We start from the raw sequence: 14211 nt of genomic DNA on the forward strand, positions 1-14211 counted from the left end.
ATGAAAGGCGCATCGCTTCGTCATCAGCCCCCACAAGCACCGAGCCGCAAGCCGGTGCCACGGGGTGCCAGCCGAATGGTGGCTAAAGAGCCGATGTCGGCGCGCCTGCCGAAAGCCAACTTTGGTTTCCTCAAGGCGCTGTTCTGGCCGGTGCTGCTGGTGGCATTGGGTTTCGGCACTTACGAAGGTGCGCAGCGTCTATTGCCGTACGCCGACCGTCCGATCACCAAGATCAGCGTGCAGGGCGACTTGAGCTACATCAGCCAGCAAGCGGTGCAGCAGCGCATTGGCCCGTACCTGGCCGCGAGCTTCTTCACCATCGACCTGGCCGGTATGCGCGGTGAGCTGGAACAGATGCCGTGGATCGCCCACGCCGAAGTTCGTCGTGTGTGGCCGGACCAGGTGACGATCCGCCTGGAGGAACAACTGCCCGTGGCCCGTTGGGGTGATGAAGCGCTGTTGAACAACCAGGGCCAGGCGTTCACCCCACGTGAGCTGGCCAACTATGAGCACCTGCCGCAGCTGTTCGGGCCGCAGCGGGCGCAGCAGCAAGTAATGCAGCAGTACCAGGCCTTGAGCCAGATGCTGCGGCCAATGGGCTTCTCCATTGCACGCCTGGAACTGCGTGAACGGGGTAGCTGGTTTTTGACGACCGGGGCAGGCAGTTCCGGCCCGGGCATCCAGTTGTTGCTGGGACGCGACCGCTTGGTGGAAAAGATGCGCCGTTTCATTGCCATCTACGACAAGACCTTGAAAGAACAGATTACGAACATTGCGAGCGTCGACCTGCGTTACGCCAACGGCCTTGCCGTCGGCTGGCGTGAACCGGCTGCGCCCACGGCAGCGCAACCCGCTGTCGCGAAGAATTAAGAAGAGGCAGGACCCATGGCAAACGTGCAAAGCGGCAAAATGATCGTCGGTCTCGATATCGGCACCTCCAAAGTGGTGGCGCTGGTGGGCGAGGTCGGGGAAGACGGCGCGATCGAAATCGTCGGTATTGGCACGCATCCGTCCCGGGGCCTGAAGAAGGGCGTGGTGGTGAACATCGAGTCCACTGTGCAATCGATCCAGCGCGCTATCGAAGAAGCGCAGCTGATGGCCGGTTGCCGGATTCACTCGGCGTTTGTCGGCGTCGCGGGCAACCATATCCGTAGCCTAAACTCCCACGGCATCGTGGCGATCCGTGACCGTGAAGTCAGCGCCGCCGACCTAGAGCGCGTCCTCGACGCCGCCCAGGCCGTGGCGATCCCGGCCGATCAGCGCGTGCTGCACACCCTGCCGCAGGATTACGTGATCGATAACCAGGAAGGCGTTCGCGAGCCTCTGGGCATGTCGGGCGTACGTCTGGAAGCCAAGGTCCACGTGGTGACCTGCGCTGTCAACGCTGCACAGAACATTGAAAAATGCGTGCGCCGCTGCGGCCTGGAAATCGACGACATCATTCTTGAGCAACTGGCGTCTGCGTACTCGGTACTGACCGACGACGAGAAAGAGCTGGGCGTGTGCCTGGTGGACATCGGCGGCGGCACCACCGACATCGCGATCTTCACCGAGGGTGCGATCCGTCACACCGCCGTAATCCCGATTGCAGGCGACCAGGTTACCAACGACATCGCCATGGCGTTGCGTACACCGACCCAGTACGCCGAAGAAATCAAGATCCGCTACGCCTGCGCCCTGGCCAAGTTGGCCGGTGCCGGCGAAACCATCAAGGTTCCGAGCGTGGGCGACCGTCCACCGCGCGAACTGTCGCGCCAGGCTTTGGCCGAAGTGGTCGAGCCGCGTTACGACGAGCTGTTCACCCTGATCCAGGCTGAACTGCGTCGCAGTGGCTACGAAGATTTGATCCCGGCCGGCATCGTGCTGACGGGTGGCACCTCGAAGATGGAAGGCGCGGTCGAACTGGCCGAGGAAATCTTCCACATGCCGGTCCGCCTGGGCGTGCCCCATGGCGTCAAAGGCCTGGGAGACGTGGTGCGCAACCCGATTTATTCCACCGGTGTGGGCTTGCTGTTGTACGGACTGCAAAAGCAGACCGACGGCATTTCCCTGTCGGGCCCGAGCATCCGTGACAGCTACCGCAGCGACGACGAGGCCAAAGCGCCGTTGTTCGAACGGTTGCAGGCTTGGGTAAAAGGCAATTTCTAAAGCTTTACCGCAACACCGATGTAAGCAGTAGGCGAAAAAACTAGAGATAACGAAAGGAGAGGGAACATGTTCGAACTCGTAGACAACATCCCCGCCAGCCCGGTCATCAAAGTGATCGGTGTAGGCGGTGGCGGCGGCAACGCTGTCAACCATATGGTCAAGAGCAACATTGAAGGCGTTGAATTCATCTGCGCCAACACTGATGCCCAGGCGCTGAAAAGCATCGGCGCGCGGACCATCCTGCAATTGGGCACTGCTGTGACCAAGGGCCTCGGCGCTGGCGCCAATCCGGAAGTTGGCCGTCAAGCCGCTTTGGAAGACCGTGAGCGTATTGCCGAAGTGCTGCAAGGCACCAACATGGTGTTCATCACCACTGGCATGGGCGGCGGTACCGGTACCGGTGCGGCCCCGATCATTGCCGAAGTGGCCAAGGAAATGGGCATTCTGACGGTTGCAGTCGTGACCCGTCCGTTCCCGTTCGAAGGTCGCAAGCGCATGCAGATCGCCGACGAAGGTATCCGTCTGCTGTCTGAAAGCGTCGACTCGTTGATCACCATTCCTAACGAGAAATTGCTGACCATCCTGGGCAAGGACGCGAGCCTGCTGTCTGCGTTCGCCAAGGCTGACGATGTACTGGCCGGTGCCGTTCGCGGTATTTCCGACATCATCAAACGCCCAGGCATGATCAACGTCGACTTTGCCGACGTACGTACTGTCATGAGCGAAATGGGAATGGCGATGATGGGCACTGGCTGCGCCAGCGGTCCTAACCGTGCACGTGAAGCCACCGAAGCGGCCATCCGCAACCCGCTGCTGGAAGACGTGAACCTGCAAGGCGCACGCGGCATCCTGGTGAACATCACTGCCGGTCCTGACCTGTCCCTGGGTGAGTACTCCGACGTGGGTAGCATCATCGAAGCCTTCGCTTCCGAGCACGCGATGGTCAAAGTCGGTACCGTTATCGATCCAGACATGCGCGACGAACTGCACGTGACTGTGGTTGCTACCGGCCTGGGCGCGAAAATCGAGAAGCCTGTAAAGGTTATCGACAACACCGTTCATACAAACCATGCCAGCCACGCCAGCCAATCGGCTGCAGCTCCAGCGCCTGTGCGCCCGGAAATGCCGTCGGTGAACTACCGTGACCTGGATCGTCCGACCGTGATGCGCAACCAGGCTCAGGCCGGTGCTGCGGCGTCCCGTAGCCCGAATCCGCAAGATGACCTGGACTACCTGGACATCCCGGCATTCCTGCGTCGTCAGGCCGATTGATGGAATGTATCAGGGCTATGAAGGTGATTGGTGTTCAGCAAAGGTCTGGTCTGCTATTATCGCCAGCCTTTGTTGATACCAGTTCGCAATTTGCGCTCAAGCGGTCCAAGCCATGATTAAACAACGCACCCTGAAGAATATTATCCGTGCCACAGGTGTAGGTCTGCACTCCGGGGAGAAGGTATACCTGACCCTCAAACCTGCACCTGTCGACACCGGCATCGTGTTTGTTCGTGCCGACCTGGACCCTGTGGTGCAGATTCCTGCTCGCGCGGAAAACGTTGGCGAAACCACTATGTCGACCACATTGGTCAACGGTGACGTCAAAGTGGACACGGTGGAGCACTTGCTCTCGGCCATGGCTGGCCTGGGCATCGATAACGCCTACGTCGAGCTCTCCGCGTCCGAAGTCCCTATCATGGATGGCAGCGCTGGACCCTTCGTATTCTTGATTCAATCTGCCGGCCTGGAAGAACAGGACGCAGCCAAGAAGTTCATACGCATTCTGCGGGAAGTGACAGTAGAAGACGGCGACAAGCGCGCCACCTTCGTCCCGTTCGAAGGCTTTAAAGTGAGCTTTGAGATCGATTTCGATCACCCGGTATTCCGTGACCGCACCCAAAGTGCAAGCGTGGATTTTTCCAGCACTTCGTTCGTAAAAGAAGTCAGCCGCGCCCGTACCTTTGGTTTCATGAGTGACATCGAGTACCTGCGCAAGCACAACCTCGCACTCGGCGGCAGCGTTGAAAACGCCATTGTGGTCGACGCGGATGGTGTACTGAACGAAGACGGCCTTCGCTACGAAGACGAATTCGTGAAGCACAAGATCCTCGATGCAATCGGTGACCTCTACCTGCTGGGCAATAGCCTGATAGGCGAGTTCAAAGGCTTCAAGTCGGGCCACGCCCTTAACAACCAGCTGCTGCGCAAGTTGATTGAGCAGACAGACGCTTGGGAAGTCGTGACCTTCGAAGATGCCAGCACCGCACCGATCTCTTACATGCGTCCCGTTGCGGCGGTGTAAGTAACAACTCTCTTTCTTTAGTTTTTAAAGGCTGCCTTCGGGTGGCCTTTTTTTATGGCTGTTTTTCTGGTGAACAGACTTGCTGCGGCAAGCGGGCCTGTTGTAGTGAGTAATGCTGTGACAGCAAGTCTTCTGTGGACATTAGTCTGATGCCTCATGACAGCGTCGCTGCATCCACGATCCGATTACGCCCCGTATGCTTGGCCTCATACAACGCCTGGTCCGCACTCAGCAGCAATGCTTCCAACGACATACGACTGTGCTTATCCCAGGTGCTCATACCAATACTCACAGTAATCGGCCTCTCATCCCCGGCTATCCGCGGTAAGTGTTCGACGCTGCTGCGGATGTGCTCGGCGATTACCTGTGCGCCCTTGGCATCGGTAATCGGAAGCACCACTGCAAATTCCTCACCGCCATAGCGCGCCGCCAGATCAGCAGGGCGACGAATGTTGCCGCCGATCACTTGGGCCACGGAGCGTAAGGCTTCATCGCCCCCCTTATGGCCATGGCGATCGTTAAAAGCCTTGAAGTGGTCCACGTCAATCATCAGAAGCGTCATCGGCTCCGTTGAGCGTTGGGCGCGGTCCCATTCCAGGCGCAGGCGTTCATCCAGAATGCGGCGGTTGGGCAGGCCGGTGAGGGCGTCGGTGGCTGCCAGTTCTGACAGCACCCGTTCTGCGCGGTAGCGTCGTCGCAGTTCACGACGCAGCATCCAGGTCAGCCACAACAGACCTATACACAGGATGCCGGTGGCGCCACTGGTCAGCAGCGCGGCGCGTTTCCAAGGGGCGAATACATCTTCACTGGACAGTGCCACTACCACGATCAGCGGTAATTCCCCGACGTTGGTGAACGTGTACAGGCGCTCCTTGCCGCTGAGAGCCGAGATGGCTTGGAAGCTGCCACTGCCTTCACTCAGCATGCGCTTGAAGTTCGGTCGCTCGCTCAAGTCCTTATCGATCATGTCGCGTTCGAGCAGCGGCTGTTGGGCCAACAAAATGCCTTTGTTGTTGAGCAGGTTGACGCTGCTGCCGTTGCCGATGGTCAGGGTGTTGAACAGCTGGTCGAAATACGCCAGACGCATGGTCGCGACCGCAACGCCGGCAAATTCACCGTTGGGTCCCGATACTCGCCGGCTGAATGCCATGCGCCAGACCTGGTCACAGTCGCAATGGATTTTGAACGGTCGGCTGATGAACAAACCGGCCTGGCTGTCCTTTACGTGCACCTGGAAATAATCGCGGTTAGAAAAATTACGCGGCGTCGGCTGCAGCGTTGATGAGTCTGCGATAACGGCGCCGGTGGGGTCCAATAACAGCACTTCGCCCTTGAAAGGCGCTGCGGTGGCGAGGTCGAACTGCACCAGATGCTGGATACTCGCGGCCACCTGGGACAGGTCTTCACGTTGTTTGGCCGCAATCAGCCCTTTGAGTGCCAGGTCATACAATTCAACGTTGCGCAGCACGTCGGCATTGATCAGTTGGGCAATGTTGGTGGTTGAACGTTTGGCTTCCTGAAGGGTGCTGGCGTGTTCGCGGACCAACAACGCCGCAACGATAATCACAATCAGGGCGACCGTGAGGCCGCTGCCCAGAATCAGAAAAAGCTCAGGATGTGCAGGCGAGGTACGAACAGGGCGTTGACTCATCGGGCAGACTTCAGCGGTGTGAATGCTGGCAGTTTAGTTCTACCCGATGAAAATTAAATCATTGGCTAAAAAGAAAGATTCCAGGGGTCAGAATACGTTGATCGGGTAGTCGATAATCACCCGATATTCATCCACGTCCCGGTCAACCGCCGAATAACCATTGCTGCCGCGGTTGGTTGCCCATTGAAAGCGCATGGCCAAATCCTTGGCCTTGCCGCCTTGCACCACGTATTTCACGTCGATATCCCGTTCCCAGTGCTTGGCGTCTTTGCCATCGGCGCTGTACCAGGCGCTGTAGCCTCTGCTTTGCGGGTCGACCTTGGTCAGGTCGGTCTTGCCACTGATGTAGGACACCGCCGAGGTCAGCCCGGGCATACCGAGGCCGGCGAAGTCATAGGCGTACTTGAGCTTCCACGAGCGCTCGTTGGGGCCGTTGAAGTCCGAGTATTGTTGGGAGTTATCCAGGTACACGCTGTCGCCCTGGGCGATGTAGTCGAACGGCGTGTTTCCGTTGACCCGCTGGTAAGCGGCGGTGACGCTGTGATTACCCACGCCCACGGAGAAATGCAGGCTGTAGGTGTTGTTGTCGATGCCGCCGAGCAACGACTGGCCGGTGTCTTGGGTGTGGTAGTAGTGCAGACCCGGGTTGAGGCTGACCAAGTCATTGAGTGCGTAGGTGTAGTCCAGGTCGTAGTAGTACTGGTGCCACACGTCCTTGAGTTCGGAGGCGTACAGGTTGCTGGTCAGGCCGGGAATGCCGCTGAACGAAACGCCGGCCCAGTTCATGTGCTGGCTGTCGGTGTTAGTCGGCAGGGCGCCGTAGCTGGTGCCAATGCGACGGTGGCCGCTCTGGTTGTAGAGCTTGGTGAAGCTGGCCTGGCCGCCTTCGAACATCCAACCGTCGAAGCTGTGATTGCTTAGGCTCACGCCGCGGAAAGTCTGCGGCAGCATGCGCGTCTGGCCGCCCGCGATGACCGGGTTGTTGAGGAACAGATCACCGGCCTTCAACTCGGTATCAAAGGCACGCATCTTCAAAGTAGCGCCAGCGGTGGAGAACGATCCGGGGGCTTTGCCGCTGCCGTCAGTACTGCCGTAGGGAAGAATGCTGGAGCCGTCAGTGCCTCCACCGCCGTCGAGTTTGAGGCCGAGCATGGCGTGGGCATCCAGGCCGAAGCCGACGGTGCCTTGGGTGTAGCCGGATTCGAAAGTGCCGAGAAAGCCTTGGCCCCACTCCTTGCTGTCATCGGTATGAATGTCACGACGGTCGCGGTTCATGTAGTAGTTGCGGGTGTTGATGTTGAGGTGCGAGCCCTCGATAAAACCTTCAGTGGCGGTAGTGTCTGCCGCGTGGGCAAGGGGGACGATCGTTGCTGCAATCGCGAGGAATAACGGGGTGAACGTCAGCGAGTTCTTCACCGGTAAAGCTCCTTTGGTCTATCGAAAACGGCCAATGTCGTGGGGGTGTGCCTGGCCTTTTTTACGGCAAAAAAAAGCCGCTGATATCAGCGGCTTTAAGACAGATTCCCAGTGTAGAGCCCTGGAAATAAGTCGAGGGAAATTCGGGTAAGCGGGTAGCTGCCTTTGCCGCCGCGCTCATCGATGCGTCAAATTAACGCAGGTGAGCGGTACGATATAGAGTGTAACAAGAGAATGACTGTTGCCCAAATCGCAACAGTGATTGGATCTGATTCCATGTGGGCGGCCTACATCGGCAGAGTAATGCCGAAGGTATTGCCCCCCTGTTCGCTGCGCACAAACACGTCGCCACCGTGCATCAACGCAATCGCCTTGACGATCGCCAGCCCCAATCCATGATTCGCCCCGCTGTTGCTACGCGAGGCGTCCACCCGATAGAACCGCTCGAACAACCGCGGCAGGTGCTCGCCGGCAATTGCCTCGCCGGGGTTGGTCACGGCGATGGCCACCTGATGGTCCAGCACGTCAATGTTCACGTCGATCACCTGCCCCGGCGCCGTGTGCTGAACCGCATTGCTCAACAGGTTGATCAGCGCACGGCGCAGGTGGGCTTTTTCGATCTGTACCTGGGCGTCGCCGTGGACCTGCACCCGCACCTGAGCGTCTTCGAGAATGAAGTCCAAGTAGTCGAGCGTGGTCGCCACCTCATCGGCCAGGGAGCTTTCGATCAGCTTGGTGGCCTTGCTGCCCTGGTCGGCGCTGGCGAGGAATAGCATGTCATTGATGATCGAACGCAGGCGTTCCAGCTCTTCCAGGTTCGACTCCAGCACTTCCAGATAATGCTCGGCCGAACGCCCACGGGTCAGCGCCACTTGGGTCTGGCCGATCAGATTGGTCAGCGGTGAACGCAGTTCATGGGCCACATCGGCATTAAAGGATTCCAGGCGCGAGTAGGCCTGCTCAACGCGGTCGAGGGTGGAGTTGAACGAGTTGACGAACTGCTTGAGCTCCGGGGGGAGTGGCGACAGTTGCAGGCGTCCGGAGAGTTTTGGCGGCGCGAGTTTGCGCGCTTCATCCGAGAGTCTACCCAGGGGCTTGAGGCCAATGCGCGACACCCAGAACCCCAACAGCGCAGCCAGCACCACGCCAACCAGCGCCAGGCTGACCAATGCCACCAGCAAGTGATGCTGAGTGGCGCGGAAGTTCTCGGTGTCGATGGCAATCATGAAGCGCAACGGCGGGCGCTGGTCCTTGGCTGGAAACTGGCTCACCAGCACTTTGAACGGATGGGTGTAGCCCGGCAGATGCAAATCGCGCTTGCCGCTGGGGCCCTCGGCGAAGGCGCGGATCTGCGCATCCGGCTCGCCATACTCGAAGTTCGGATCAGTGCTGACTACCCAGAAGCGGATGCGCTTGTCTTCCTCACTCAATAGTTTGAGCTTGGCCTTGATCTTCACCCAATGGTCCGGCGTACCGAAGCGGTTCACCGAGGACTCCAGCACGCTGTAGCGCGCATCCAGTTCCGCGCCCGGCAACAATCCGAGGCTGCGGTCGACCTGCTGGTACAGCGCGCCACCGATCAACACAAAAATCAGCAGCGCCACCAACGTGAACATGCCACTCAGGCGCAAGGCGATGGAATTAGACGGCACTGCGGTTCTCCAGCACATAACCCATGCCACGAATGGTGTGCAGCAGTTTGTGTTCGAAGGGCCCATCCAGCTTGGCGCGCAGGCGCTTGATCGCGACTTCGACCACATTGGCGTCGCTGTCGAAATTGATGTCCCAAACCATCTCTGCAATCGCTGTCTTGGACAGAATTTCACCCTGGCGCCGCGCCAACACGCTGAGCAGCGAGAACTCCTTGGCCGTCAGGTCCAGGCGCACACCGTTGCGGCTGGCTTTGCGGCTGATCAGGTCAATCCACAGGTCGGCGACGGTGACTTGCACTGGCTCATGACCACCGCTGCGCCGGGTCAGGGCTTGCAGGCGCGCCACCAGTTCGAGAAACGAGAACGGCTTGCCCAGATAATCGTCGGCGCCCTCGCGCAGCCCGCGTATGCGGTCTTCCACGCGCTCGCGGGCGGTGAGCATGATCACTGGCGTCTGCTTGCGCGCACGCAAGGCACGCAGCACGCCAAAGCCGTCGAGGCCGGGCAGCATCACGTCGAGCACGATCACCGCGTAATCGTTCTCCAGCGCCAAGTGGAGACCTTCGACGCCTTCGCGGGCCACGTCGACGGTGTAGCCCTGTTCCGTCAGGCCGCGGTGCAGGTAGTCGGCGGTTTTTTCTTCATCTTCAACAATCAGTACGCGCATGACCCGCCTCAGTGTGTGGTCGCCAGCTCGGCAGCTGGTTTGGGCCGGTGGAAAAAACGCTCAAGGTACAAGTATATGACCGGCGTGGTGAACAGCGTCAGCGCCTGGCTCACCAGCAGGCCGCCGACCACGGCTATCCCCAGCGGCTGGCGCATTTCTGCACCCGGTCCGCTGCCGACCATCAGCGGCACCGCGCCGAGCAGGGCGGCGAGTGTCGTCATGATGATCGGGCGGAACCGCGTCACGCAGGCTTCATAGATCGCTTCTTCCGGCGGTAGCCCGCGCACGCGCTGGGCCTCCAGGGCGAAGTCGATCATCAGGATGCCGTTCTTCTTCACGATGCCGATCAACAGCACCAGGCCGATCAACGCCATGATCGAAAAGTCCTGCCCCATTAACCACAACATGATCAACGCGCCCAAACCGGCGGAGGGCAAGGTGGAAATAATCGTCAGCGGGTGCACGAAGCTCTCATACAGCACCCCAAGGATGATGTAGACCGCCACCAGCGCCGCAAGGATCAGCCACGGCTGGCTGGCCAGCGAGCTTTGGAACGCCTGTGCCGCGCCCTGGAAGTTGCCGATGATGGTCGTCGGCATGCCGATTTCATTCTTGGCCTGGTTGAGCATGACGACCGCATCACCCAACGCCACGCCGGGCGCCAGGTTGAACGACAGGTTGGCAGCCGGGAACATGCCGTCATGGCTGATGGACAACGGCCCCACGGTGGGCGGGTCGACCTTGGCCAGTGCCGACAGCGGCACCATTTCGTTGGTCAGCGGCGAGCGCAGGTAGAAGTAGTTCAGGCTCTCGGCCTTGCCCCGTTGTTGGGTGTCCAGTTCCAGTACCACCTGGTACTGGTTGATCTCGGTCTGGAACTCGTTGATCTGGCGCTGGCCGAAGGCGTCATACAGCGCCTGGTCGACATCGGTCGCGGTCAGGCCAAAGCGTGCGGCCGCCTGACGATCGATGCTGATGTGGGTGATGCTGCCGCCCAGTTGCAGGTCGTTGGACAGGTCGCGAAACGCCGGGTTGGCACGCAGTTTTTCGGTGAGGCGCTGGGTCCAGGTGTTGAGCGTCGGGCCGTCGTTGCTCTTGAGCACGTATTGGTACTGGGCACGGCTAGGGCCGGAGCTGAGGTTGATGTCCTGGCCGGCACGGAGGTACAGCACGATGCCCGGCACTTTGGCCAGTTTCGGGCGGATGCGGTCGATGAACTGGCTGGCCGAAACATCTCGATCACCCCGGTCTTTCAGGGCGATCCAGAAGCGCCCGTTGGCGATAGTCTGGTTGCTGCCCGTCACGCCCACCGAATGGGAAAACGCCTGCACCGCCGGGTCATCCTTGACGATCTCGGCCAAGGCTTTGTGCTTGGCGACCATGTCCGGGTACGACACATCGGCCGCCGCTTCGCTGGTGCCGAGCACAAAGCCGGTGTCCTGTACCGGAAAGAAGCCCTTGGGGATAAACACGTAGCCGACCACGGCCAGGGCCAGGGTCACCACAAAAATGGCGGCCATGGTGCGTTGATGGGCCAGTGCGCGGCGCAGGTTGCGCGAGTATCCGGCCAGCAGGCGTTCGCTGAAGCCGGGTTTGTCGTGGGCGGGGTGGGTCGGGGCGCGCATGAACAGCGCGGCCAAGGTTGGCGCCAGGGTCAACGAGACCACCACCGAAATCAGGATGGTCGACGTCGCCGTCAGCGCGAACTCCTTGAACAAGCGCCCGACCACGCCTCCCATGAACAGCAGCGGAATAAACGCCGCCACCAGCGAGAAGCTGATGGACACCACCGTAAAGCCGATCTCCCCCGCGCCCTTGATGGCCGCTTCGCGTTTGTCGAGGCCCGCTTCCAGATGGCGATGGATGTTTTCCACCACCACGATGGCGTCATCCACCACGAAGCCAACGCTGATGACAATCGCCACCAGGGTCAGGTTGTTCAGGCTGAACCCCATCAGGTACATCACCGCGAAACTGGCGACCAGCGACACGCCGAGCACGCTGGACACAATCAGCGTCGCCGACAACTGGCGCAGGAACAACGCCATCACCGCCACCACCAGCAGGATGGCGATCAGCAGCGTCACTTCCACCTCATGCAGCGAGGCGCGGATGGTCTTGGTGCGGTCGGTCAGTACGCTGACCTGCACCGACGCCGGCAACATGCCTTGCAGGCGCGGCAGTTCAGCCTGGATGCGGTCCACGGTTTCGACGATGTTTGCGCCGGGCTGGCGCGAGATCACCAGGTTTACGCCGGGTGTATCACCGGACCAGGCTTGCACGTAGGCGTTTTCCGAACCGTTGATGACTTTGGCGATATCTCGCAGTTGAACCGGTGCACCGTCCTTGTAGGAAACGATCAGTTGGGCGTAGTCCTCCGGGTGAAACAGCTGGTCGTTGGTCGACAAGGTCGACACGCTGTTTTCCCCATAGATCGCGCCCTTGGCCAGGTTAAGGCTCGATTGCTGGATTGCCAGGCGCACATCGGCCAGGGTGAGGCCGATGGCGGCGAGTTTGTCAGGCGAGGCCTGCACGCGTATCGCCGGGCGTTGCTGGCCGGTGATGTTGATCTGGCCCACACCGTCAATCTGGCTGATCTGCCGCGCGAGCAGGGTTTCCACGTAGTCACTCAGCTCGGTGCTCGGCATGCTGTCGGAGCTGACGCTGAGGATCAGTACCGGGCTGTCCGCCGGGTTGACCTTTTTCCAGGTCGGCAGGCTCGGCATGTCGCTGGGCAGCTTGCCCGACGCGGTGTTGATCGCCGCCTGCACTTCCTGGGCGGCGGTGTCGATGCTCTTGTCGAGTGTGAATTGCAGGGTCAGCAGGCTTGAGCCCAGGGCACTGCTGGAGGTCATCTGGGTCATGCCGGGGATGGCACTGAATTGCACTTCCAACGGCGTGGCCACCGATGAGGCCATGGTGTCCGGGCTGGCGCCGGGCAATTGTGCGGTGACCTGGATCGTCGGAAATTCCGCTTCCGGTAGTGGGGCGATGGCCAGGCGAGGGAAGGCAATCATCCCGAGCAGTACCAGGGCGAAGGTCAGCAGCAGGGTGGCGACCGGGTGGTCGACGCACCAGGCTGAAGGCGAGCGGCTCATGGCTGCACCTTGGCATCGACGGTCTGGATCACTTGCGGTGGTTCTTTGAGCACCTCCACCTGAGCACCGGCCTTGAGTCGCGACTGGCCATCACTGACCAGCACGTCACCGGCTTGCACACCCGTGATGATGTTCACGTCGCTGTTTTGATAGGTGACCTGCACCGGCACCACCTCAACCTTGTCCCCCTTGACCCGGTACACAAAGTGCGAGTCCAGGCCGCGTTGCACCACGGTCGGCGGCACCACCAGGGCATTTTTGTCGAGGGCGGTCTGGATTTTGATGGTCACCAGTTGCCCCGGCCACAGGCGCTGGGAGGCGTTGCTGAACTCAGCCTTGGCGCGCAGGGTACCGGTGGTGGAGCTGATCTGGTTGTCGATCAGGCTCAAATGGCCTTCACCGAGCAAGTCGCCGGTCTGGCCGTCGGTGTCAGCGCCCAGATAGGCGTCGACACTCGCCGGGGCAGGCGCGGCGATCAGGCCTTGCAGGGTCGGCAGCATCTGCTGCGGCAGCGAGAACTCAACGGCAATCGGGTCGATCTGGGTCACTGAGAACAGGCCCTGGGTATCACTGGTGCGCAGGAAATTGCCCGCGTCCACGTTACGAATACCGACGCGGCCACTGACGGGGGAGCGGATCTGGGTGTAGGAAAGCTGGACCTGGGCCGAATCGATTGCGGCCTGGTTGCCTTGGGCGGTGGCCTTGAGCTGGTTGACCAGAGCTTGTTGCTGGTCATAGGTCTGCTTGGACACGCCGTCGTCGATGCTCAACTCCTTGTAGCGCTTGAGGTTGACCAGCGCTACCTGCAGTTGCGCCTGGCTCTCGCCCAACTGCGCCTTGGCCTGGTCGAGACTGGCGCGAATCGAGCGGTCATCAATGGTCGCCAGCAGGTCGCCGGCCTTGACCCGTTGGCCTTCCTTGACCAGCAATTGGGTCAGGATGCCGTCGACTTGCGGGCGAATCACCACGCTGTGCAGCGATAACACCGTGCCAATGCCGCTGACAAAACGCGGGATATCCTGTTGCACCACGCTCACCACCCGGACCGGGATCGCGGTCGGTACTGCCAGCTTGGTCTTGGCCGGCCGGGTCAGCGCCCAGGCTGCAATCGCTACGACCACGAGGACACCCACAATCAGGGCGGTTTTTCGTTGAATCTGCATGGGTGAGGCGCCGGGGCAAAGGATGGGGAGAGTGAGTGATCTTTATAGCCCTTCAACCCGGTCAGCAGGGTGACTGCTAACTGACAGCGCTGTCAGCAAACTCCGACCATTCGTACAGGC

10 protein-coding genes are annotated in these 14211 nt (G+C 60.3%); 4 read left to right on the top strand and 6 right to left on the bottom strand.

Annotated features, from left to right (window positions below; genetic code table 11):
* The 4 genes from LRO94_RS05620 to lpxC all read left to right on the top strand — a co-directional run bounded on the left by LRO94_RS05620 (position 1) and on the right by lpxC (position 4444).
* Entirely contained in the window at positions 1–870 is an 870-nt protein-coding gene (locus LRO94_RS05620) for a cell division protein FtsQ/DivIB (RefSeq protein ID WP_032886325.1), read from the top strand.
* Between the two features lie 15 nt (positions 871–885).
* Positions 886–2148, top strand: a complete 1263-nt coding sequence (ftsA, locus tag LRO94_RS05625) for a cell division protein FtsA (RefSeq protein WP_032886326.1) — start codon at positions 886–888, stop codon at positions 2146–2148.
* Between the two features lie 66 nt (positions 2149–2214).
* Positions 2215–3420: a cell division protein FtsZ gene (ftsZ, locus tag LRO94_RS05630; protein ID WP_095183868.1), complete on the top strand. Its 1206-nt coding sequence runs from the start codon at positions 2215–2217 to the stop codon at positions 3418–3420.
* Between the two features lie 112 nt (positions 3421–3532).
* Entirely contained in the window at positions 3533–4444 is a 912-nt protein-coding gene (gene lpxC / locus LRO94_RS05635) for a UDP-3-O-acyl-N-acetylglucosamine deacetylase (protein WP_003171886.1), read from the top strand.
* 154 nt (positions 4445–4598) lie between these two features.
* On the opposite strand, the gene LRO94_RS05640 is transcribed toward lpxC, so the two are convergent.
* The 6 genes from LRO94_RS05640 to LRO94_RS05665 form a co-directional block, all read right to left on the bottom strand.
* The gene (locus tag LRO94_RS05640) at positions 4599–6095 is read right to left on the bottom strand and encodes a sensor domain-containing diguanylate cyclase (protein WP_099601152.1); all 1497 of its coding nucleotides are present in this window, start codon (positions 6093–6095) and stop codon (positions 4599–4601) included.
* A gap of 87 nt (positions 6096–6182) precedes the next feature.
* Positions 6183–7511 (bottom strand): OprD family porin, encoded by a 1329-nt coding sequence (locus LRO94_RS05645; protein WP_179179506.1) that lies wholly within the window; start codon positions 7509–7511, stop codon positions 6183–6185.
* A gap of 287 nt (positions 7512–7798) precedes the next feature.
* Positions 7799–9163, bottom strand: a complete 1365-nt coding sequence (locus LRO94_RS05650; protein WP_095183870.1) for a heavy metal sensor histidine kinase — start codon at positions 9161–9163, stop codon at positions 7799–7801.
* Positions 9153–9830, bottom strand: coding sequence for a heavy metal response regulator transcription factor (locus LRO94_RS05655; protein ID WP_032886331.1), 678 nt, complete (start codon positions 9828–9830; stop codon positions 9153–9155). Before LRO94_RS05655 ends, LRO94_RS05650 begins: the two co-directional genes overlap by 11 nt.
* A gap of 8 nt (positions 9831–9838) precedes the next feature.
* A complete protein-coding gene (locus tag LRO94_RS05660) occupies positions 9839–12928 on the bottom strand; it encodes a multidrug efflux RND transporter permease subunit (RefSeq protein ID WP_122680342.1) in 3090 nt (1029 codons plus the stop codon).
* Positions 12925–14091 carry an efflux RND transporter periplasmic adaptor subunit gene (locus tag LRO94_RS05665; protein ID WP_179179505.1) on the bottom strand — a complete coding sequence of 389 codons (1167 nt, stop codon included), beginning with the start codon at positions 14089–14091 and terminating at the stop codon, positions 12925–12927. Before LRO94_RS05665 ends, LRO94_RS05660 begins: the two co-directional genes overlap by 4 nt.
* Positions 14092–14211 lie beyond the last annotated feature (120 nt).

The organism is Pseudomonas sivasensis (assembly GCF_021391435.1).
Lineage (GTDB): Bacteria > Pseudomonadota > Gammaproteobacteria > Pseudomonadales > Pseudomonadaceae > Aquipseudomonas > Aquipseudomonas sivasensis.